The sequence below is a fragment of the Intrasporangium sp. genome (assembly GCF_040414665.1).
Lineage (GTDB): Bacteria > Actinomycetota > Actinomycetes > Actinomycetales > Dermatophilaceae > Intrasporangium.
In genome coordinates this window covers 1-21399 of sequence record NZ_JBEDUL010000148.1, presented here as the reverse complement: position 1 = coordinate 21399, position 21399 = coordinate 1, and the positions used below count along the sequence as shown (strand labels likewise).

General features: G+C 70.7%; 19 protein-coding genes. 12 read left to right on the top strand and 7 right to left on the bottom strand.

The genetic code is table 11. The features are described 5' to 3' along the window. Positions 1-4: 4 nt before the first annotated feature. Positions 5-2458 (bottom strand): HAD-IC family P-type ATPase, encoded by a 2454-nt coding sequence (locus ABF401_RS15735; protein ID WP_353510518.1) that lies wholly within the window; start codon positions 2456-2458, stop codon positions 5-7. Positions 2459-2530: 72 nt separating this feature from the next. Here ABF401_RS15735 and ABF401_RS15730 point away from each other — a divergent pair, with 72 nt between their 5' ends. Both ABF401_RS15730 and ABF401_RS15725 read left to right on the top strand, forming a co-directional pair. Beyond that, positions 2531-3958 carry an NAD-dependent malic enzyme gene (locus tag ABF401_RS15730; RefSeq protein ID WP_353510517.1) on the top strand — a complete coding sequence of 476 codons (1428 nt, stop codon included), beginning with the start codon at positions 2531-2533 and terminating at the stop codon, positions 3956-3958. Positions 3959-3971: 13 nt separating this feature from the next. Further along, complete coding sequence (locus ABF401_RS15725; protein ID WP_353510516.1) at positions 3972-5285, top strand: MFS transporter; 1314 nt, start codon at positions 3972-3974, stop codon at positions 5283-5285. A gap of 118 nt (positions 5286-5403) precedes the next feature. Here ABF401_RS15725 and ABF401_RS15720 read toward each other — a convergent pair whose 3' ends face one another. From ABF401_RS15720 to ABF401_RS15705, 4 genes are all read right to left on the bottom strand, one after another. Continuing rightward, a complete protein-coding gene (locus ABF401_RS15720; protein ID WP_353510515.1) occupies positions 5404-6618 on the bottom strand; it encodes an MFS transporter in 1215 nt (404 codons plus the stop codon). 5 nt (positions 6619-6623) lie between these two features. Further along, positions 6624-7118: a MarR family winged helix-turn-helix transcriptional regulator gene (locus tag ABF401_RS15715; RefSeq protein WP_353510531.1), complete on the bottom strand. Its 495-nt coding sequence runs from the start codon at positions 7116-7118 to the stop codon at positions 6624-6626. 85 nt (positions 7119-7203) lie between these two features. Beyond that, on the bottom strand, positions 7204-8139 hold the full coding sequence (locus tag ABF401_RS15710; protein WP_353510514.1) for an LLM class F420-dependent oxidoreductase: 936 nt from the start codon (positions 8137-8139) through the stop codon (positions 7204-7206). Then, a complete protein-coding gene (locus ABF401_RS15705) occupies positions 8136-9119 on the bottom strand; it encodes a pirin family protein (protein ID WP_353510513.1) in 984 nt (327 codons plus the stop codon). The genes ABF401_RS15710 and ABF401_RS15705 overlap by 4 nt, the downstream gene beginning before the upstream one ends. Before the next feature lie 36 nt (positions 9120-9155). Here ABF401_RS15705 and ABF401_RS15700 point away from each other — a divergent pair, with 36 nt between their 5' ends. The 4 genes from ABF401_RS15700 (at position 9156) to ABF401_RS15685 (ending at position 12654) form a co-directional block, all read left to right on the top strand. Continuing rightward, a complete protein-coding gene (locus tag ABF401_RS15700) occupies positions 9156-9494 on the top strand; it encodes a GNAT family N-acetyltransferase (RefSeq protein ID WP_353510512.1) in 339 nt (112 codons plus the stop codon). 13 nt (positions 9495-9507) lie between these two features. Further along, positions 9508-9888, top strand: coding sequence for a YidH family protein (locus ABF401_RS15695; protein WP_353510511.1), 381 nt, complete (start codon positions 9508-9510; stop codon positions 9886-9888). After that, positions 9881-10198 carry a DUF202 domain-containing protein gene (locus tag ABF401_RS15690; protein WP_353510510.1) on the top strand — a complete coding sequence of 106 codons (318 nt, stop codon included), beginning with the start codon at positions 9881-9883 and terminating at the stop codon, positions 10196-10198. The genes ABF401_RS15695 and ABF401_RS15690 overlap by 8 nt, the downstream gene beginning before the upstream one ends. 167 nt (positions 10199-10365) lie before the next feature. After that, a complete protein-coding gene (locus ABF401_RS15685) occupies positions 10366-12654 on the top strand; it encodes a sodium-translocating pyrophosphatase (protein WP_353510509.1) in 2289 nt (762 codons plus the stop codon). A gap of 75 nt (positions 12655-12729) precedes the next feature. Here the strand turns inward: ABF401_RS15685 and ABF401_RS15680 are convergent, their stop codons facing one another. Further along, entirely contained in the window at positions 12730-13248 is a 519-nt protein-coding gene (locus ABF401_RS15680; RefSeq protein WP_353510508.1) for an inorganic diphosphatase, read from the bottom strand. A 102-nt stretch (positions 13249-13350) separates the two neighbouring features. Between ABF401_RS15680 and dacB the strand changes: the two genes are divergently transcribed. From dacB to ABF401_RS15655, 5 genes are all read left to right on the top strand, one after another. Beyond that, complete coding sequence (gene dacB, locus ABF401_RS15675; RefSeq protein ID WP_353510507.1) at positions 13351-14763, top strand: D-alanyl-D-alanine carboxypeptidase/D-alanyl-D-alanine endopeptidase; 1413 nt, start codon at positions 13351-13353, stop codon at positions 14761-14763. Between the two features lie 102 nt (positions 14764-14865). Then, complete coding sequence (locus ABF401_RS15670; protein WP_353510506.1) at positions 14866-15996, top strand: Rv3626c family coenzyme F420 biosynthesis-associated protein; 1131 nt, start codon at positions 14866-14868, stop codon at positions 15994-15996. 18 nt (positions 15997-16014) lie between these two features. Continuing rightward, positions 16015-17016 carry a tRNA lysidine(34) synthetase TilS gene (tilS, locus tag ABF401_RS15665; RefSeq protein WP_353510505.1) on the top strand — a complete coding sequence of 334 codons (1002 nt, stop codon included), beginning with the start codon at positions 16015-16017 and terminating at the stop codon, positions 17014-17016. Positions 17017-17080: 64 nt separating this feature from the next. Next, entirely contained in the window at positions 17081-17632 is a 552-nt protein-coding gene (gene hpt, locus ABF401_RS15660; protein ID WP_353510504.1) for a hypoxanthine phosphoribosyltransferase, read from the top strand. Further along, positions 17632-18489 carry a DUF1028 domain-containing protein gene (locus ABF401_RS15655; RefSeq protein ID WP_353510503.1) on the top strand — a complete coding sequence of 286 codons (858 nt, stop codon included), beginning with the start codon at positions 17632-17634 and terminating at the stop codon, positions 18487-18489. Before hpt ends, ABF401_RS15655 begins: the two co-directional genes overlap by 1 nt. Here the strand turns inward: ABF401_RS15655 and ABF401_RS15650 are convergent. Continuing rightward, positions 18408-20438, bottom strand: coding sequence for a GTP-binding protein (locus tag ABF401_RS15650; protein ID WP_353510502.1), 2031 nt, complete (start codon positions 20436-20438; stop codon positions 18408-18410). The two genes, ABF401_RS15655 and ABF401_RS15650, sit on opposite strands and share 82 nt — an antisense overlap. 178 nt (positions 20439-20616) lie before the next feature. Here ABF401_RS15650 and ABF401_RS15645 point away from each other — a divergent pair. Next, on the top strand, positions 20617-21399 hold a 783-nt coding region (locus ABF401_RS15645), incomplete at its 3' end, for a S66 family peptidase (protein ID WP_353510501.1).

Genomic DNA, 21399 nt, shown 5'->3' with positions numbered 1-21399 from the left:
TCCGTCAACTCGGGTCGTGGCTCTGGCCCGCACTCACCATCGGACTGGCGCCGACCCCCAGTGACCAACGGTGCAGCACCTCGATGAGGGCGGCGCCGACGACGCCGATGCCGAGGGACGACCAGACGAGTGCGGGGGGAGCGTTGAAGCCGAAGAACTGGTGCCCGATCGGGAGCATGAAGGCGAGCACGGCCAGCCCTGCCATCGTGCCGATGAGGACCGCCTTCCACCAGCGGAACGGGCGCGCCAGCACGACGAGGATCCAGAAGAAGACGACGAGGAGTGTGATCGTCGCCCCCGTGCTCGGCTGGATGCACGCCAGGTCAACGGCGCCCACGTCCCCCGACGAGGCCACTTCGCACCGGGTCGAGAACTCCTCCGGAGGCACGCCGTAGTTCCGGCCCGCCAGGACATACGACGCGAAGACGGCGAGCCCGGCGATGAAGCCTGCAGGCACGGCGAACCGCAGGATGCGGCCGAGGAACCCGGGCTGGTAGCGCCGCTTGTTTGGCCCGAGGGCCAGGAAGAACGCCGGGATTCCGATGGTCAGGGTCGACACCAGCGTCAGGTGGCGAGGCAGGAACGGGAACGGCAGCGTGGCCAAGGCGGCCGCGACGATCGCCAGGAGGCTCATCGCGTTCTTTGCGACGAAGAGGTTGGCGACGCGTTCCACGTTGCCGATGACCCGCCTGCCCTCGCCCAGCACCTTTGGCAGGTGTGCGAAGCGGCCGTCGAGGAGGACGAGCTCGGCGACGGCCTTGGTGGCCTGGGCCCCGTTGCCCATGGCGACGCCGATGTCGGCGTCCTTGAGGGCGAGGGCGTCGTTGACACCGTCGCCGGTCATCGCGACCACGTGCCCGTCCGCCTGCAGCGCGTGGACGAAGGCCCGTTTCTGCTCGGGTGACACGCGCCCGAACACCGTGGTGCGGGACACGATCTCGCGCAGCTGGTCGCTGTCCTCGGGCAGGGTCCGGGCATCGACCGGCTCGCCCGGGTCGAGCCCCACCTCGCGCGCGACCGCAGCCACGGTCTGCGGGTTGTCACCCGAGATGACCTTGATGTGCACGCCCTCCTCGGCCAGGTAGCCGAGCGTCTCCCGGGCATCCGGCCGGATCTGCTCGCTCAGGGTCACGATCGCCGCCGGGGCGAGGTCGTCGGGCAGGACCGGCTCGTCGAGGGGCTCGGCGCTCCGGCACAGGAGCATGACGCGTCGGCCGCGCTGCGCCAGCTCGGCGACGTCGTCGCGCAGGGGGTCGTCGTCCGGGAGGAGGACCTCGGGCGCCCCGAGCACCCATGTCTCGTGATCCTCGAAACAGGCCGCGCTCCACTTGCGCTCGGAGTTGAACGGGACGGTGCCGTTGCGGTGCCAGCCGGGGGTCGGGATCGCCGCCCCGATCGCGGCCAGCGTGCCGTTGGCGTTGGGGTCGTCCGCCAGTGCTCCGAGGGCACAACGGATCTCGTCCGCAGCTGAGCCATGGCCCGCCTTGACTGGCTTGACGTCATCGAAGGCGATCTCCCCGACGGTGAGCGTGCCGGTCTTGTCGAGACAGACCACGTCGACCCGGGCCAGACCCTCGACGGCGGGGAGCTGCTGGACGAGGACCTGGTCCTTGGTCAGCTGGACGGCGGCGAGGAGGAAGGCCACGGAGGTGAGCAGCACGAGGCCCTCCGGGACGAGCCCGACGACGCCGGCCGCGGATCGGAGGACGACGCTCTGCCAGCCCTCGTCGCCGACGACCTTCCACTGCGACCACACCTGCAGGGGCAGCGCAAAGGCGATGACCCAGGTGATGTAGCGCAGCAGCGTGTTGATCGACGTCTGGATCTCGGAGTAGGTCCGAGTGAACTTCCGCGCCTCGGCTGCGATCCGGTTGACGTAGGCCTCCGGACCGATCGCCTTCGCGTGGTAGCGCCCTGATCCCGCCACAACACTGGTCCCCGACAGGATCTCGTCGCCGGCAGGGTGGTGGACCGGGTCGGACTCGCCGGTGAGGTTGGCCTCGCCGAGCTCGAGTCCCTCCGACGTGAGCAGGACCCCGTCGGCCGGCACCTCGTCCCCGGAGCGCAGCTCGATGAGGTCGTCGAGGACGACTTCGTGCGTGGGGATGACCACCGTCTCCCCGTCGCGGACCACTCTCGTCGTCGGCGCGTTGAGCAGGGCGAGGCGGTCCAGCTTCCGCTTGGCGAGGTACTCCTGAACGATCCCGATCGCCGAGTTGACGACGAGCACGATGCCGAAGAGCCCGTCCGCCCACGACCCGGTCGTCATGACGAGGACGAAGAGCGCACCGAGGATCGCGTTGAAACGGGTCAGGACGTTGGCCCGGACGATCTCACCGATCGACCGGGAGGTCCGCTCGCCGACCTCGTTGACCTGGCCGCGGGCGACCCGCTCGGCCACCTGCGCGGAGGTCAGCCCCGTCACGTGGTCGACGTGCACTTCCCCTGTGGTCGTCACACGGCCATTGTCGTATGCCGCCGAGCTCGCTTCCCGTGCAGCCCCCGCTTCCGCTCGTGGGACCATTGGCTGGTGACTGAGTCGATCCAGCGTGCCCGAGCAACCACCGCGTCCTACTCGATCACGATGCGACTCCACACCGGGACGGACCCCGCGGTCATCGGGGAGCTGGCCACCAAGGTGGCCGCGAGCGGTGGCATCACGACCGCCCTGGACGTCGTCGACTCGCACCCCGACTCCCTCGTCATCGACCTCACTGCCTCGGCCTCGGACGGTGACCACGCGACCGAGATCGTCGAGGCCGTGGAGACGCTCGAGGGCGTTCGCGTCCACAAGGTCTCCGACCTCGTGTTCCTGCTCCACCTCGGCGGCAAGATCAGCGTCGAACCGAAGGTCAACCTGCGCAACCGGCAGGACCTCGCGATGGCCTACACGCCCGGTGTCGGCCGGGTCAGCCTGGCGATCGCGCAGCAGCCGGAGGACGCCCGGCACCTGACCATCAAGGGCAACTCGGTGGCCGTCGTCACCGACGGGACCGCGGTGCTCGGCCTGGGCGACGTCGGGCCCAAGGCGGCGCTGCCCGTCATGGAGGGAAAGGCGGCCCTGTTCAAACGGTTCGCCGACATCGACGCGTGGCCGATCTGCCTCGACACGACCGACGTCGACGAGATCGTCCGCACCGTCGAGCTCATCGCTCCCGGGTTCGGCGGGATCAACCTCGAGGACATCTCCGCACCGAAGTGCTTCGAGATCGAGGCTCGGCTGCGCGAGCGGCTCGACATCCCGGTGTTCCACGACGACCAGCACGGCACAGCGATCGTCGTGCTCGCGGCGCTCACCAACGCGCTGCGCGTCATCGACAAGAGGCTGCCCGATGCCCGGATCGTCGTCTCTGGTGGCGGGGCCGCCGGCTCGGCCATCGTGCACCTGCTGCTGGCAGCGGGCGCGCACGACGTCACGGTCTACGACCGGATCGGGCTGCTGCACCGCGAGGACGATCGGCTCACGCCAGCGTGGCGGTCGCTGGCGGAGACGACCAACCCGCGGGGCATCACCGGCTCGCTGCGTGATGGGCTGCAGGGGGCCGACGTGTTCATCGGGGTCAGCGCACCGCGCATCCTCGATCCGGCGTGGATCGACGAGATGGCCGAGCAGCGGATCGTCTTCGCCCTGGCCAATCCCGACCCGGAGGTCGACATCCACGAGGCGACGAAGCGCGCCACCGTCGTCGCGTCCGGTCGCAGCGACTACCCGAACCAGATCAACAACGTGCTCGCCTTCCCCGGGGTGTTCCGCGGCCTGCTCGACGCCAAGGCGAGCGATGTGACCACCGAGATGCTCATCAAGGCCGCCGAGGCCATCGCGTCTGTCGTGACCGACGAGCAGCTCAACCCGAACTACATCATTCCCAGCGTCTTCCACCCCGACATGAGCAAGACGGTCGCGAAGGCGATCGTCGACTCCGTCGCCCGGGCGACGATCGACTCGGGCGCAAGGTGACCAGCGTGGAGAGATGAGCCCCGACTTCATCCTCGACGGGCGCCGGGCATGGGCGGTCTGGTTGGCCGCCATCTCGGTCTACGTCCTCGCCGTCTTCCACCGCACCTCGCTCGGTGTGGCTGGACTACAGGCGGCGGAGCGCTTCGGCATCAGCTCCGCGGCGCTGTCGACCTTCACCATCGTCCAGGTCTTCGTCTACGCCGCGATGCAGCTGCCGGTGGGGGCGCTGCTCGACCGCTTCGGCTCGAAGCGTCTGCTCGCGGTCGGGCTGACGCTCATGACGGCGGCCCAGCTCGCCTTCGCGTTCATCGACTCGTACCCCGCCGCCTTGGCCTGCCGGGTGCTGCTCGGGATGGGCGACGCCATGGTGTTCATCTCGGTGCTCCGGCTGGTCGCGCTGTGGTTCTCGCCGCGGAGGACCCCGATGGTGACCCAGCTGACCGGTCTGCTCGGGCAGATCGGCGCCCTCGCCGCGGCCGGTCCGTTGGCCGCTGCCCTGACGACCTTCGGCTGGACCCCGTCGTATGCCGTGGCCGCGTCGCTCGGGGTCATCACCGGCGTCGTGCTCGTCGTCATCGTCAAGGACAGCCCCTACGCCGACCACCACCGCGACGACCTGCGGCTGCGGGCGCTCGGCCGCACGCTGAAGCAGGCCTGGCTCGTGCCCGGCACCCGTCTCGGTCTGTGGAGCCACTTCACGTCGCAGTTCGCCGCCAACATGTTCACGATGCTCTGGGGCTTCCCCTTCCTCGTGTCGGGGCAAGGGCTCAGCGCACGGACGGCGAGCATCCTGCTCATGACCATGACCGCCACGTCGATGGCGACGGGTCCGCTCGTCGGGACCCTGGTCATGCGCTACCCCTTCTCGCGCAGCACCCTCGTCATGTGGATCGTCGTGGCGGGCGTGGCTGCGTGGGCCGTGGTGCTGCTCTGGCCGGGGAAGGCGCCGTTGTGGTTGCTCGTGCTCCTGGTCGTCGTCATCGCCGTCGGCGGGCCGGGCTCGATGATCGGCTTCGACATGGCCCGGACGTTCAACCCGCCGACGCGGCTCGGCAGCGCATCCGGCATCGTCAACACGGGCGGGTTCATCGCCACCCTCACCGCGGTGGCGCTGGTCGGTGTGGTCCTCGACCACGTGGCACCAGCCGGCCCGTCCACCTGGGACACGGACGCCTTCCGGGCCGCCATGACGGTCCAGTTCCCGGTCTGGTTCCTGGGGCTGGCGCAGATCTGGCGGTATCGGCGCAAGACCCGCCGTGCCGCGATGGAAGCGGACCCCGAGGCGTACGCCGCGATGCGCGCAGGCCGCAACGTCACCTTCCACTGACGCTTCGCCGCCGCGCGACCCCAAGCCCCCCAACCGCAACACGCCCGGCACCTCGGAAGTGACCCTGTTGCAGCAGGGATGAGCTCCGAGGTGCCGGGCGTGTTGCGGAGGTGCGACCTCAGGCGTCGCCCACCGTGACAGCCTCCGCCTCGAGCTCGGAGTTGACTGCCTCAGCGCCGTGCCTGGGCTGCGCGTCGATGCCCCTCAGTTCGCTCCGGGCGATCCGCAGCACGAGCACACCGAGGATCACGGCTCCGGCGCCGACCCAGAACGGCAGCTGGACCGACTCCTCGCCCAGTCGGCCCGCGAGCCAGGGCGCGACCGCTCCGCCGCCGAACCGCACGAAGCTGTAGGCCGCCGAGGCCACGCCGCGCTCGACCGGCGCGACCTTCATGACGGTCTCGGTGATGAGGGTGTTGTTGATGCCGAGGAAGGCGCCGGAGAGCACGACCCCGATGACGAGAACGGGCTTGTGATGAGCGCCGACGCCCATGGCGGCGAGGATGGCGGCGAACCCGAGCAGGGCTCCGACGATGCCCGGAATCGTCCCGAACCGACGCTGGATCCGCGGTGCGACGAAGACCGACGTGATCGCAAGGAACAGGCCCCATCCGAAGAAGATGAGCCCGATCTCCTGGGCACCGAGGTCGAGCGGGAAAGGCGTGAACGCCAGCAGGGTGAAGAACCCGAAGTTGTACAGCAGCGCGGTGAGGCCGACGGTAAGCAGGCCGCGATGACCGAGCGCGCGCAGTGGGGCGCCAAGCGATGAGCCGCGGGCCGGCGGTGGCGTGGCGGGCAGGGTCACGGTGGTGGCCACGAACGCGATCGTCATGAGCGTTGCAACGCCGAAGAAGGGCCAGCGCCACGAGATGCCCCCGAGCCACCCGCCGACGAGCGGACCCGTCGCGATCCCGACGCCCAATGCGGCCTCGTACAGGATGATCGCCTGTCCGACCGATCCCGCCGCCGCGTTGACGATGGTGGCGAGCGCGGTTGCGATGAACAGGGCGTTGCCCAGACCCCACAGGGCTCGGAACGCGACGATTCCGCCGACCGTGTCCTGGGTGCCGGCAAGGCCCGCGCCGACGATGATGAGGACCAGTCCGAGCAGGAGGGTGCGCTTGGCCCCGACGCGGCTGCTGACCCAGCCGGTCCCCAGCATCGCGATGCCCATGACGGCCATGTAGCTGGTGAACAGGAGCGAGACCTGCGACGGCCCGGCGCCGAGCTCGTCGGCGATCGGCTTGAGGATGGGGTCGACGAGGCCGATCCCCATGAAGGAGATGACACAGGCGAAGGCGACGGACCAGACGGTCCTGGGTTGGCGCCACATGATGGCTAGTCCTCTCGTGGCTCGAGATCCCGCGAGGTGAGCTCGAGCAGCTCGTTGATGACGTCGACGGCGAGACGGACCCGCTCGTGAGCGGGACCATCCAGACGGCTGATGAAGGGCTCGAGCACGGCGGCCCGGGCGGTGCGCACCTCCGCGATGGCGGCGGTACCTGCCGCTGTGAGGGTCACGAGCGTCGCCCGCGCGTCCTCGGGGTCCGGGTCGCGTCGGACCCAGCCGGCGGCGTCCATGCGCTGGAGCTGGGTGGTGATGGTCGGCTGGCTGCTGTGGTCGAAGCCCGCCAGCGCGCTGACCCGAACCGGCTCGTGGTCCTCGATGAGGCCGAGCAGCCGAGCCTGCGCGAAGGGGATGGCGAAAGCCGCATTCTGGCTCGCCCAGCGCGACAGCCGCGCAGCTGCGCGGAGCAGGTCGTTCGCCGGGTTCGGCTGGCTCGTCACCGTCTCCAATTTACATAGATAACCTATATAAATCAACCCACCCATCCGCAACACGCCCGGCACCCTCGAACGCACCCCTGCTACAGCACTGGTGAGTTCCGAGGAGCCGGGCGTGTTGCGGAGGTGGGGGTCAGCGGAGCTGGCGCAGGACCCCGTCGGCGATCTGCTCGACGTGGTCGAGGTCCGACAGGTCGAGCGCCTGGAGGTAGATCCGGGATGCCCCCACCTCGGCGAACGCGCCGATCTTGTCGACGATCTCGTCAGCCGAACCGGCCAGACCGTTGCTGCGCACCTCGTCGACCTCGCGGCCGATGGCTCGGGCACGCCGCCGCAGGGTCGCTTCGTCGTTGCCGAGCACGACGACCTGGGCGGCCGAGTACACGAGCTCGTCAGCGTCACGGCCACGCTCCTCGCACGCCGCACGGACGCGTTTGAAGAGCCGGCCAGACGTGGGAGCCGAGTGGAAAGCGGCATTGAACTCAGCGGCAAACGCTGCGGCGAGGGAGGGGGTACGCCGCTTGCCGGTGCCGCCGATGATGATGGGAACCCCACCGTCCTGGATGGGCTTGGTGAGCCCCGGTGAGTTGACGACAGGGTAGTGAGTCCCCTTGTAGGAGAAGGTTTCTCCGGGCGCAGTGGCCCAGAGGCCCGTGATGACGGCGAGTTGCTCCTCGAGGCGGTCGAAGCGCTCAGCGACCGGCGGGAAGGGGATGCCGTACGCCGTGTGCTCGGCCTCGAACCAGCCGGCGCCAAGGCCGAGCTCCACCCGGCCACCGCTCATCTGGTCCACCCCGGCGACCTGCACCGACAGCGGCCCGGGCAGCCGGAAGGTCGCCGACGTGACCAGGGTGCCGAGACGGATGGCGGAGGTGTCGCGGGCCAGCCCGGCCAGGGTCGTCCACGCGTCGGTCGGGCCCAAGCCACCGTCCCCACTCATGTGGAGGTAGTGGTCGGACCGGAAGAACCCGCCGAAACCGAGGTCCTCCGCCGCGCGGGCCACCGCGAGCAGGTCGTCGTAGGTGGCGCCCTGCTGGGGCTCCGTGAAGATGCGCAGGTCGACGGTCACGGGTCACCCCGAGTGCGCAGCCGGACGGTGGGCAGCTCCGGAGCGGGCAGTGTGTCCGGCCAGGCGTCCGGGAAGGTGCCGTACTGCACGCCACCGCGCGAATCTCGCTCGCGCTGCCACTCCTGCCGGAAGCGCACGACCTCCTCGTGGCTGCGCCCGATGAAGTTCCACCACATGACGATCTGCTCGCCGAAGGGCGCCCCGCCCAACAGGAGCAGCCGGGTCGGCTCCGATGGGCTCGCCTCGATGGTGAGCCGGTTGGCGCCGCGCGGGTGGAAGATGATCTCTCCCGGCTTTGCGACGGCCCCCCCGGACGCCAGCGTGCCCGTGTCGCAGAGGAAGCCGTGCTCGAAGGCAGGGTTCACGTCGATGTCGAGGCGCTGGTACGGGTAGAGGTTGATCTCGGCGCCGACGAGATAGGAGTACATCGAGACCGGCGAGGTCTGGCCGAAGAGGCTCCCGAGGAAGACGAGCACCCGGGCACCGTCCACCTCGATCGCCGGCGGCTCGTAGTGCTGGAAGGACGGCGACACGAAGCGGTGGGCATCCGGCAGGGCCACCCACAGCTGTGCGCCGTGCAGGATCGTCGTCCCGGCAGTGGAGTACTCCGAGTGCGCGATGCCGGACCCGGCGGTCATGATGTTGAGCTGCCCCGGCCGGACCATGGCATGGGCACCGGTCGTGTCCCGGTGCTCGATCTCGCCGGTGAACAGCCACGACACGGTCTGCAGGCCGGTGTGCGGGTGGCCCGGCACCTTCATCCCGCCCGTCTCGGAGACGTCGTCCGGACCATAGTGGTCCACGAAGCACCAGGCCCCGATGAGGGAGCGGTCCCGCTGGGGCAGGCTCCGACGGACCGGCATCGCCCGAGGCCCGCCGAGGGGCACGTTGCGGTAGGGCAGGACGACGGCGCCACCGGACGGCTCCGCGTCCCGACCCTCGCAGACGAGCTCGGGAGGATTCTTCTCGGGGTTGCTCACCTCGACCACGCTAGCGCTGTCGGGCAGACTCGGGCCATGGCGACAGACCCGGGCACTCAGACCGTCACCCACAACCGCGACCGAGGGCGTTTCGAGATCGCCGTCGACGGGAAACGCGTCGGGCTGACCAGGTACGTCGAGGACGACGGCCGGCGGATCTTCTTCCACACCGAGGTCGACGAGGCCTTCTCGGGCGAGGGCCTCGCCTCGGTCCTCGTCCGGCAGGCGCTCGACGCCACCCGCGACGAGGGCCTGCGCATCGTCCCCGTCTGCCCCTACGTGGCCGCGTACGTCAAGCGACACCACGACTGGGACGACCTGCTCGACCGGGTGGACCGTCAGGCCCTGGACGCCGTGCGGCGGGTCGACTCGTGACGACGGCACGGTGGTGAGCCGGCCGGAGCGCCGCCCCAGATCGGTCTATGGAGTCGGCGCGGAGCCGGACCCGCGGTTCAGCCTCGCGAACGAGCGGACCGCCTTGGCGTGGATGCGAACCGCGGTGGCCCTCATCGCCGTGGGCATCGCACTCATCTCGTTCGCGGATGCCCAGGCCCTGCCGCAGTGGGCGCTCGCCCTCGGTCTCGCGGCGGTCCTGGGCGGTGCCGTCGTCGCGATCCGGGGTGCCCGCTCCTGGGCGCGGGTCGAGCGGGCCCTCAGGCTCGGGGAGCCGCTGCCACCCCCGGGCGCTCTCTTCGTCGTCGCGGCCGCCGTGGTCGTGGCTGCAGCGGTCATGGCGGGGATCGCCCTCGGCGGGCTCCTTCATGGGTGAACCAACGGCGCGGGACCCGGGGCTCCAGCCGGAGCGGACCGCCCTGGCGTGGACGCGGACGGCCGCGGCCCTGACCGTGCTGCCGGTCCCGCTCGTTGCCATCGCTGCGCGCCACCAGAACTGGGTGCTCCTCGGCTTCACCGCGACCGTGCTCGCCATCTCCGCCGGGAGCGCCTTCCACCTCGCGTCGAGCGTTCGGCGGGCGGTCCACCGCGAGCGGCCGTTGCCACCGGCCTTTGGCGGACGGCTGATGCCGGTCCTCGGGGTGCTTCTCCTCGTCGTGGCATGCGCCTTCGTGGTCGCCCTGTGAGACAGCCCGCATCCGTCTTGCGGCAACGGGGCCATGCCCTAGAGTAACCGGCGTCACGTCGGGGGAACCCGGCGCCATAGGCGTTCGACCAGTGCCGGTCCGCAACGGGTTGACCGGTCCCAGGAATATGCAGCTGGCCCATCCAGGCTGCACGGATCAGGAGTTCGATGTCTTCCCTATCTGCGGCGGAGATCGCCGTCACCGGCACTGACCAAGGAATCGTCATCGGCGTGGCGGTCGTCGCGCTGGTCGCCTTGGTCATTGCCTTCATCCTGCGCGCCGGCGTGCTCGCGGCAGGCCAGGGCACCGCGAGGATGCAGGAGATCTCGGCGGCGGTGCAGGAGGGCGCGGCGGCCTATCTGGCGCGTCAGTTCCGCACCCTCGGCATCTTCGTCGTCATCGTCTTCGTGCTGCTCTTCGCGCTCCCGGCGACGACGACGAGCGAGCGCATCGGCCGGTCCATCTTCTTCCTCCTCGGCGCAGCCTTCTCGGCGTCGATCGGCTACTTCGGCATGTGGCTCGCAACGCGGGCCAACGTGCGCGTCGCCGCGGCGGCCAACGGCGATGGCGGACGGGAGAAGGCCATGCAGGTCGCCTTCCGCACCGGCGGTGCCGTCGGGATGGCCACGACCGGCCTCGGGCTCCTCGGCGCCTCGGTCGTCGTCCTCGTCTACGCCGGTGAGGCTCCCAAGGTCCTCGAGGGCTTCGGCTTCGGCGCAGCGATGCTCGCGATGTTCATGCGTGTCGGCGGTGGCATCTTCACCAAGGCGGCCGACGTGGGTGCGGACCTCGTCGGCAAGGTCGAGCAGGGCATCCCCGAGGACGACCCGCGCAACGCCGCGACGATCGCGGACAACGTCGGTGACAACGTCGGTGACTGCGCCGGCATGGCGGCGGACCTCTTCGAGTCCTACGCCGTGACCTTGGTCGCCTCGCTCATCCTCGGCAGCTCCGCCTTCGGCACGAAGGGCCTGATCTTCCCCCTCATCGTCCCGGCCATCGGCGTGCTGACGGCCATCATCGGCGTCTACATCACCAGGGCCCGCGCCAACGAGCCCGGCCTCGTGACGATCAACCGGTCCTTCTACATCTCGGCGCTCATCTCGGCGGTTCTCTCCGCCGCCGCCGCGTTCACCTACCTCCCGACCTCGTTCGCGGACCTCGGGATCGAGTCCGTCGCGGGCCAGGCGGGCAACCCGGCACTCATCGCCACCGTCGCCGTCCTCATCGGCATCGTCCTCGCTGCGATCATCCTCTGGCTCACCGGTTACTTCACCGGCACCGAGACCGAGCCGACGCAGGGCGTGGCCCGGTCCTCCCTGACCGGCGCCGCCACCGTCATCCTCGGCGGGATCTCGGTCGGCTTCGAGTCCGCGGTCTACACGGCGATCGTCATCGGCGCGGCGGTCTACGGCGCGTTCCTGCTCTCCGGCTCGATCATCGTCGCGCTCTTCGCGGTGGCGCTGGCCGGCTGCGGTCTGCTCACGACCGTCGGTGTCATCGTCGCGATGGACACGTTCGGCCCGGTCTCGGACAACGCCCAGGGCGTCGCCGAGATGAGCGGCGAGGTCTCCGACGAGGGAGCCCAGATCCTCACCGAGCTCGACGCCGTGGGCAACACGACCAAGGCGATCACCAAGGGCATCGCCATCGCGACGGCCGTCCTCGCGGCGACCGCGCTCTTCGGCTCCTACTCCGACGCGATCGGCTCCGCGCTGCGCGAGGCGGGGGAGACGGTCACCGGCTTCTTCGTCGCCAACGTCGTCTCGCCCGACACCCTCGTCGGGATCCTCATCGGTGCCGCCGTGGTCTTCCTCTTCTCGGGGCTGGCCGTCAACGCCGTGGCCCGGGCGGCCGGAGCCGTCGTCATGGAGGTCCGGCGCCAGTTCCGCGACATCCCCGGCATCATGGAGGGCACCGGCAAGCCGGAGTACGGCAAGGTCGTCGACATCGTCACCCGGGACTCCCTGCGGGAGCTCGCGACGCCGGGTCTGCTCGCCGTCTTCGCGCCGATCGCCGTCGGCTTCGGTCTCGGTGTCGGCCCCCTCGCCGGCTACCTCGCCGGCGCGATCGCATCGGGCACGCTCATGGCGGTCTTCCTCGCCAACTCCGGTGGTGCCTGGGACAACGCCAAGAAGATCGTCGAGGACGGCAACTTCGGCGGCAAGGGCTCACCGGCCCACGAGGCCACCGTCATCGGCGACACCGTCGGCGACCCGTTCAAGGACACTGCAGGCCCGGCGATCAACCCGCTGCTCAAGGTGATGAACCTCGTGTCGCTGCTCATCGCCCCCGCGGTCGTCGCCCTCTCGGTCGGCGACTCGGCCAACGCCCCGGTGCGCTACGCGATCGCTGCCGTCGCCGTCGTCGTCATCGTCGCGGCGGTCGTCGTCTCCAAGCGGCGCGAGTCCTCGCTGCACGCAGAGCCCGTCGCAGCGGAGAAGCAGCCGGTCTGACCGACAGTCACACGCGAGAGGCCGCCCACTCGTTCGGGAGTGGGCGGCCTTTCGCGCAGCCGTGGAACGAAGGGCTCAGTGCTCGCTCCGCGGCGCCCACCGGTGCGTGTTCAGTCCCTGGTCGGCGGCGCGCTGGATGGCTTCGGTGACGACGCGCTCGGCGGCGGCGCGGTCGCTCCAGTCGGCTGCCGCGACATGCTTGCCCGCCTCGAGGTCCTTGTACCGCTCGAAGAAGTGCTTGATCTCGTCGAGCTTGTGCGGCTGGACGTCGCGCACGTCCTGCATGGTGTCCATCCGGGGGTCGACCGGCACGCAGAGGACCTTGTCGTCTCCGCCGGCCTCGTCCTCCATGTGGAAGACGCCGATCGGCCGAGCGTGGATGAGCACGCCGGGGAAGGTCGGCTCGGGCATGAGGACGATGGCGTCGAGCGGGTCTCCGTCCTCGCCGAGGCTGTCCTCGATGTAGCCGTAGTCCCCCGGATAGGCCATCGACGTGTAGAGGAACCGGTCGAGCCGGATCCGCCCCGTCTCGTGGTCGACCTCGTACTTGTTGCGCGATCCCTTGGGGATCTCGATGGTGACGTCGAAGTCCACGTCCTTGCCCCTTTCCTGACAGAATTCCGGGAAACAGTGTCGCGTAGGTGGCACCCATCCCGAAAACCCAAGCCATCCCGCGGACACGAAAGGGGCAACGTCGTGAGGCGGTTGACCGCTGCGCTGACAGCCGCCGCCGTGCTCGTCCTCGGCTACGCCGGCCTCGACGCGGCCGACTTCGTGCCCGGACTGCTGACCACCCGGCCCTTGCCGCCGCCCCCGCCGACCGAGACCCCGGGCACCCGCACGCTGCCTGTCGTCCCACAGCCGTCACCATCGACCTCAGTCCGTATGCCGCTGGGCTCGCTCGCCGGCGAGAGCGCGGCTCCCAGCGCGGCCGGGGTGCGTCGAGCCCTCGCCGACGTGCTCGACCTGCCTGCGCTCTCGGACTCGGCGCTCGTCGTCCGCGACGGGCAGTCGGGCCAGGTGCTCTTCGACCAGGGCGGCACGGAGCGCCGCATCCCCGCGTCGACGACCAAGCTGCTCGCGGCGGCCGCGGTCGGCCAGGTGTTCGCCCCGGACGAGACGCTGAAGACCCAAGTGCGCCAGGGCTCGTCCGCAGACGAGATCGTCCTCGTCGCGGGGGGCGACACGCTCATCGCCCCCGGTGCCGGGTCCCGTGATGCCGTAGCGGGCCGGGCGGGACTGTCCGACCTCGCGAACCAGGTTGCCAAGGCACTCCAGGACTCCGGGATCGAGAAGGTCTCGTTGTCCCTCGACACGTCCTACGCCCCGGGCCCGACCCATGCGCCGACGTGGGGCGCGGGGTTCCATCGCCTCGGCATCGTCGGCGCCGTGACGATGCTGGGCCTCAGCACGGAGCGGGCGGCCGAGAACGACCCCGCGCCGAACGACCCGGTCGCCTCGACCCTCGACACCTTCGCAGCGCTCCTCAAGAAGCGCGGCATCTCGGTCACCACGACGGCCAAAGGCACGGTTTCACCCTCACAGCGGGTGCTCGGCTCGGTCGAGTCCGCTCCGGTCCGGGACCAGCTCGCCCTGGCGCTCACCGACTCGGACAACACGCTGACGGAGGTCCTCGCGCGCCAGGCCGCCTTCCGCGCCGGCGCGGCCACCGACTTCCCGTCCGTCGGCGCCTGGATCGTGGAGCAGGTTGCCGCGCTGGGGATCGACACCCAGGGCGTCGTCCTGTCCGACGCGAGCGGCCTGTCCCGGGAGAACCGCGTCACCGGCACGCTCCTGACCGACGTCCTCCGCCTCGGCTACGACGGCAAGCACCCGGTGCTGCGCACCGCCCTGGAGGGCATGCCCATCGCCGGCCTGACGGGGACGCTGGGCGACCGGTTCGCCATCGACAGCACCTCGGACGCCGCCGGGCGGGCCCGGGCGAAGACGGGGACACTCACCGGCGCCAATGCGCTGGCCGGTTCAGTCGTCGACGACGACGGTCGACTGCTCGTCTACGCGGGTCTGGTCGCGGGAGCCCCGACGCTCGAGGCCCGCGCAGCCCTGGACCGCTTCGTCGCCGCCCTCGCCGCCTGCGGATGTCGCTGAACCCGTTGGTCCGGGTACGAGAGGGGCGGACCGACCGGGAACGATCCCGACAGACACCGCGTTGGTGCAGGCAGTGGCCCCATCACCGCTGAAAGGGCAGGCATGACCGACTCCGAGCACGATTTCGACGCTGCACCGGACCGCGTGACACCCCAGCAACCCCGGGAACTCAGCCTGCGGCCGGGAGCGAGCTCAGCGGCATACATCGACTACGAGTTCGCCAAGTGGACCGGGCGCACGGTCGTCAAGGCGGGACCGCAGGTGACGAGCGACGAGGCGGCCGAGATCGTCGCGGACCTGCGCGACGCGGCGGCCGAGGCCGAGGCGCCGGTCGCCGAGACGAGCCGCCTGCGTGCTCCGGAGGGGGCGCCGCCGCCGCTCGTCGTCGACCGTGCGGGATGGATCAGCGCCAACGTCGACTCCTTCAAGGCCATGATCGACCCCGTCATCGACAAGCTCGTCGCCAAGCGGAGGGTGCCCGAGAGCCCGACCGCCCTGGCCATCGGCGGCAAGGTCACCGGCGCCGAGATGGGCGGCCTGCTCGCGTACCTCTCGAGCAAGATCCTCGGCCAGTACGACCTCGCCCCGGGCGGCACGCCGCAGCTGCTCCTCGTCGCCCCCAACGTCGTCGAGGTGGAGCGGAAGCTCGAGGTCGAGCCACGGGACTTCCGGCGCTGGGTGGCCATGCACGAGGAGACCCACCGGGTCCAGTTCACCGCCGTGCCGTGGCTGCGCGAGCACCTCATCGCGCGGTCGCAGTCGCTGGCCGTCGACCTCGCGCCGACGCCGGAGGAGATCGGCAAACGCCTCGAGCAGCTCGCGCGCAACCTGCCCGAGGTCATGTCGTCCGGCGAGGGGCTCGGTCAGATCTTCGCGACTCCCGAGCAGAAGGCCCGGATCGCGGAGCTCACCGCCGTCATGTCCCTCCTCGAGGGACACGCCGACGTCGTCATGGACGACGTGGGCCCGAGCATCATTCCGACCGTCGACGAGATCCGTCGCAAGTTCAACGCCCGACGCAGCAATGCCGTCGGCGCCGACCGGCTGCTGCGCAAGCTGCTCGGCATCGAGGCCAAGATGCGGCAGTACCGGGACGGCGCCGTCTTCGTCCGTGCCGTCACGGACGAGCTCGGCCGGGACGGCTTCAACGCGGTGTGGTCCTCGCCCGATACCCTGCCCAAGCCCACCGAGATCCTCGATCCCAGCGCCTGGGTGCGCCGGGTCCACGGCTGAACAGGAGCACGCGACGCGATGACGGGACCCGATCCAGCGGTGGCAGCGACCCGCCTCGCCGTTCGTGAGCAGTTCGCCGACGTCCCCGAGGGTGGCCTGGTCATGGTGGCCTGCTCCGGTGGCCCCGACTCTCTGGCGCTCGCGGCCGCTCTCGGGTTCGAGGCGCCACGCGCGGGCCTGCGCGCCGGCGCGATCGTCGTCGACCACGGGCTCCAGCAGGGGTCCGCAGCGGTGGCCGAGCAGGCGGCGGAGATCTGCCGAACGCTCTCGCTGGACCCGGTGGACGTCGCGCAGGCCGAGGTGCGGCTCACCGGCTCGGGCCTCGAGGCCGACGCCCGCTCAGCGCGCTTCAAGGCGATCGAGGCGGTGGCCGACCGGCGCGGCGCGAGCCTCGTCCTGCTCGGACACACCCGCGACGACCAGGCAGAGCAGGTGCTGCTCGGCCTGTCGCGCGGGTCCGGCGCCAGGTCCCTGAGCGGCATGCCGGTGCGGCGAGGGCGCTTCGTGCGTCCGCTGCTCGCCCTTCCCCGCGCGACCACGCTCGCGGCGTGCCAGGCGCTCGATCTCGAGCCCTGGCACGACCCCCACAACGCGGACCCGTCGTTCCGGAGGGTCCGCGCACGCCGGCTCCTCGAGTCTCTCGAGGGCGAGCTGGGCCCCGGCTTCGCCGCTGCGCTGGCCCGCTCTGCTGACCTGTTGCGCGAGGACGCGGACCATCTGGAGAGCCTGGCGGTCCGGGCCCGGGCCGACCTCCCCTCCGCGCCCGGCGACCCGGGCGTGGACCTCGAGGCGCTCGCCGCGCTCCCGCGTGCGATCCGCACCCGCGTGTGGCGCATCCTCGCAGCCGAGGCCGGAGCCCCCATCTCGGATGTCAGCGCGGCACACGTGGAGTCGCTCGACGCGTTGCTCACCTCCTGGCACGGCCAGGGGCCGCTGCACGTCCCCGGGGGGATCGCCGTCGCCCGGACCGGTGCCAGCATCCGCTTCAGCCCGATCCGCGAGACCGCCGACACCCACTGACCTGCTCGAGGCGGTGGGGTTGAATAGAGCTCGAACGCCACCGTCATCGCACCAAGGAGCCGTCGTGGACTACGAGCACATGGGAGACGACCTGGCCAAGGTCCTGTTCACCGAGGAGCAGATCCAGAGCCGTCTCGCGGAGCTCGCGGTCGACATCTGGCGGGACTACGAGGACAAGGACCTGCTGCTCGTCGGGGTCCTCAAGGGTGCCGTCGTCGTCATGGCCGACCTCATGCGGGCCCTGCCCGGCACCGCGCCGATGGACTGGATGGCGGTGTCGTCCTACGGCTCGGGCACCAAGAGCTCGGGTGTCGTGCGTATCCTCAAGGACCTCGACGCCGACATCACCGGCAAGGACGTGCTCATCGTCGAGGACATCATCGACTCCGGCCTCACGCTGTCCTGGATCAAGGCGAACCTCGAGTCGCGCAAGCCGAACTCCGTGGAGATCTGCACACTGCTGCGCAAGCCCGACGTCGTCAAGGTCGACATCCCGGTCAAGTACGTCGGCTTCGACATCCCCAACGAGTTCGTCGTCGGCTACGGCCTCGACTACGCCGAGAAGTACCGCAACCTGCGTTGCGTCGGCACGCTCGCCCCGCACGTGTACGCCTGATGACCTTCTCCATCGTGGCCCGGGAGGGCGAGGCCTACGGGGTGGCCGTTGCGAGCAAGTTCCTGGCCGTCGGTGCGGTCGTCCCGGGAGCGCGCGTCGGCGTCGGGGCCGTGGCCACGCAGTCCTGGGCCCGGGTGGCCTACGTGTCAGAGCTGCTCGGCCGGCTGGAGACCGGTGAGTCGGCCGACTCCGCACTGTCCTCCGCCACGGCCATCGATCCCGGGAGCGCGACACGTCAGGTCGGCGTCGTCGGCCGTGAGTCCGCCGCGACGTTCACCGGCGACGAGTGCCTGCCGTGGTGCGGTGGTGCCTCTGGTGTCGCCGACGACGGCGCATCGGCGTACGCGATCCAGGGCAACATCCTCGTCGGGCCCGAGGTCGTCGAGGCGATGGAACGGGCGTGGCTCGGGTCCGCGGGCGCAACGTTCGCCCAGCGCCTGCTCGCCGCGCTGACGGCCGGCGATGCCGCCGGGGGCGACTCGCGCGGCCGCCAGAGCGCTGCCGTCTACGCCGTCGAGCCGGGTACGGGCTACGACCGCAGTGGGGTCGCCGCCGACCTGCGGGTCGACGACCACGCCGACCCGGTCACTGAGCTGCGGCGGCTGCTGGACGAGTGGGAGCTGTACTTCGGGCGGCCCGAGGACGTCCAGCCGCTCGAGGGGCCGCTCGCTGACGAGGTCGCGCAGCGGCTCGGGCGGCTGGGGCACCAGGTGGACGACGGGGCCGGTGCCAGCGGGGTCGAGGCGGCCCTCGTCACGTGGGTGGGCGAGGTCAACTACGAGTCGCGGCTGGCCCCCGGTGGCATCGACCGACGCGTCCTCGAGGCGCTCCGGGCCGCCAGCGACGACACAGCCTGAGGACGCGACCGCTCGGGCACGTCGCCGGTCACCGGCTGGTAGCCGGCAAAGCTGCAGGCCAGGTCGCCCTCGCCACCGGTCAGAGCCGGTATGCGCTGCTGCAGGGCGTGCACTCGTGCGGCGGGGACGACGCCACTCAGGTGGGCCGCCTCGCCCCGCATGACCGTCTCGTGCGGAACCGCGCGGTTGCGGGCGAGGAGCGTCAGGGCGGCTCCGAGGTCCGCCGCCGGCAGGTCGAGATCAAACCGGTGGACCGGCTCCTCGACGCGCGTGCCGGCCTGGCGCAGGGCGGCCATGAGCACGAGGGGTGTGAGATTGCGGAAGTCGCCCGCGGTGCTCGACATCGACTTGTCGAAGGCCGCGTGCATGGCGCTCTGCCGGGGCCAGAAGCCCGAGTGGGTCATGGTGACGGAGCAATCGGGGATCGGCCAGCCGTGCAGGCCCTCGCCGAGGACCGCATGGACCGTGTCCTCCACGGCCCGGAAGAAGGCCGGAGGCATGGAGCCGAGCTCCACCTCGAGGCGGAACTGCACGCCGGCGCCCGGGGCCGCGGGCTCGACCCGCAGACCGACCGTCGCGAGGAAGGGGTTCGGCGCGACGTCGATGATCTCGTGAGCCGCGCCGGTCCCGACGACGCGCTCGATGCAGACCACGGACGTCTCGCGGAAGCGGACCTCGATCCCATGGTCCCTGGCAAGCGTCGCGGCGATGACCTCCTTCTGGACCTCTCCGAAGAGCGACACGTGCGTCTCGCCCCTCTCGTCGTCGTGCCTGAGGTTGATGAGCGGATCCTGCTCCGCGAGCTGGCTCAGTGCCGTGAACATGGCGGTCCGTTCGTGGGCACGCAGCGGCTCGATGACCGTCTCCAGCGTTGGCGGGGAGAACTGCGGCCGGGGCCCGCGGCCCGTGTCCACCCCGATGACATCGCCGACCCTGGCGGAGTCGAGCCCGACGACCCGAGCCATCCGCCCGGCCGTCGCGACGGTCGAGCGGACCACGCCGCCCCGGTCATGGATGCTGATGGCGGTGACGCGGTCCTCCACGGCGCCGAACCGCACCTTGTCCCGGACCCGCAGCACACCCGAGCGCATTCTCACCACCGCGACCTTCTGGCCGGAGCTGCCACGGTCGATCGCGAAGACGGTCCCTGACAGCGGCAGGTCCACCCGGCCCCGCCGCGCCGGCAGGTAGGTCGTCATCGCGGCCGCGAGGTCTTCCAGCCCGGCGCCGGTGACGGCCGAACCGAAGACGACGGGGTGGACGAGCCCCAGGCGAGCCTGCCGGGCCAGGGTGCCGGCGAGCCGTTCGGGCGTCACGGTGTCCGGGGCATCGACCGCATCGGCGAGCAGCCGGTCGTCCGACTCACTCAGCCGCTCCGTGAGGCGCGCGACGTGCGCGACGTCGTCAGCGGCATACGGCACGTAGGAGGCAGCGGTGCTGCCGAGCTGGGTGACCGTGCCGAGGGGGAGGGCGTTCGTCGTCAGTCGCTCGGCGATCTCCCGCAAGAGGCCGTCCTGACGGGCGCCCACCCGGTCGATCTTGTTGACGTAGATGAGGGTCGGGATGCCGAGCTGGGCGAGGACCCGCTTGAGCACGCGGGTCTGGGCCTGCACGCCTTCCACCGCGGACACGACGAGCACGGCGCCGTCGAGGGCCGCCAGCGACCGCTCGACCTCCGCGACGAAGTCGGAGTGGCCGGGCGTATCGATGAGGTTGACGGTGACGGGCCCCTCCGGCCCCTCGAGCTCGAACGAGACGACCGCAGCGCGGATGGTGATGCCTCGCTCGCGCTCGAGCGCCAGCGTGTCTGTCTGCGTGCTCCCGTCGTCGACGCTGCCGGGCTGGTCGATGACCCCGGCGGCGTGGAGGAGCCGCTCGGTCAGGCTCGTCTTGCCGGCGTCAACATGCGCGACGATCCCGAGGTTGAGGCTGCGGGGTGCGGATTCCACTGTCCTTCATGTCCTTTGCATAGGTGGCGGTGACCTGCTGCTGGGTTGACATGAAGGAGCGGCGCATGCCCATTCCTCTCACTCGGCTGACTGACCCCACCAGTGCAGCAACGCAGACGTCGCCGTCGCAACCGGTTATCCGGTGTCGGGCAGGCCGCGGCTGGTTGGATCGGGGGGCATGAGCCACGAGATCATCTCTCCCCGGCGGTGCAGGCCCGGGGACAAGGTCGCCGTCCTGTCCCCGTCGTGGGCTGCCCCGGCGCTCTTTCCGGAGGTCCACGAGCAGGCGCTGCGCCGCATTCGCGACGATCTCGGCCTGGAGCCGGTCGAGTACCCGACGACCCGGCGGCTGGCCTCGCCCGAGGAGCGGGCTGCCGACATCATGACGGCCTTCGCCGATCCCGAGATCCGGGCCGTGCTCGCCACCATCGGCGGTGACGACCAGGTGACCGTGCTGCGCCACCTCGACCCCGAGGTCGTGCGAGCGGACCCGAAGCCCTTCTTCGGCTACAGCGACAACACCAACCTGCTCAACTACCTGTGGCGGCTGGGCATCGTCGGCTACCACGGCGGCTCGATCATGGTGCACCTCGGTCGCGGCGGCCGGATGCACCCGGCGCACGCGCGCTCCTTGCGCGACGCGCTCTTCGGCAACGGCTGGTACGCGCTGGAGCCACCGGCCCAGTGGGGCGACGAGTCGGGCGACTGGGCCGACCCGGCGAGCCTGGAGTCCGAACCGCCGATGTGGGACAGCGTGGGCTGGGACTGGATGGCCACGGCGACCGGCGTGATCGAGGGCCGGACGTGGGGCGGCAACCTCGAGATCGTGTCGTGGCTGCTGCAGGCGGGTCAGGTCGAGGAGTCGCGACGCTACGCCGGCTGCATCCTGCTGCTGGAGACCTCGGAGGAGATGCCCTCGGCCACGGAGGTCTACCGGATCCTGCGCAACATGGGCGAACGC

What these genes read in the sequence shown, in the direction of transcription:
- ABF401_RS15715 (WP_353510531.1), bottom strand. Translation starts at nt 7,118, where the DNA reads ATGGGTGGGTTGATTTATATAGGTTATCTATGTAAATTGGAGACGGTG.
- ABF401_RS15655 (WP_353510503.1), top strand. Translation starts at nt 17,632, where the DNA reads ATGACCTTCTCCATCGTGGCCCGGGAGGGCGAGGCCTACGGGGTGGCC.
- ABF401_RS15685 (WP_353510509.1), top strand. Translation starts at nt 10,366, where the DNA reads ATGTCTTCCCTATCTGCGGCGGAGATCGCCGTCACCGGCACTGACCAA.
- ABF401_RS15690 (WP_353510510.1), top strand. Translation starts at nt 9,881, where the DNA reads ATGGGTGAACCAACGGCGCGGGACCCGGGGCTCCAGCCGGAGCGGACC.
- ABF401_RS15725 (WP_353510516.1), top strand. Translation starts at nt 3,972, where the DNA reads ATGAGCCCCGACTTCATCCTCGACGGGCGCCGGGCATGGGCGGTCTGG.
- ABF401_RS15700 (WP_353510512.1), top strand. Translation starts at nt 9,156, where the DNA reads ATGGCGACAGACCCGGGCACTCAGACCGTCACCCACAACCGCGACCGA.
- tilS (WP_353510505.1), top strand. Translation starts at nt 16,015, where the DNA reads ATGACGGGACCCGATCCAGCGGTGGCAGCGACCCGCCTCGCCGTTCGT.
- ABF401_RS15720 (WP_353510515.1), bottom strand. Translation starts at nt 6,618, where the DNA reads ATGTGGCGCCAACCCAGGACCGTCTGGTCCGTCGCCTTCGCCTGTGTC.
- ABF401_RS15670 (WP_353510506.1), top strand. Translation starts at nt 14,866, where the DNA reads ATGACCGACTCCGAGCACGATTTCGACGCTGCACCGGACCGCGTGACA.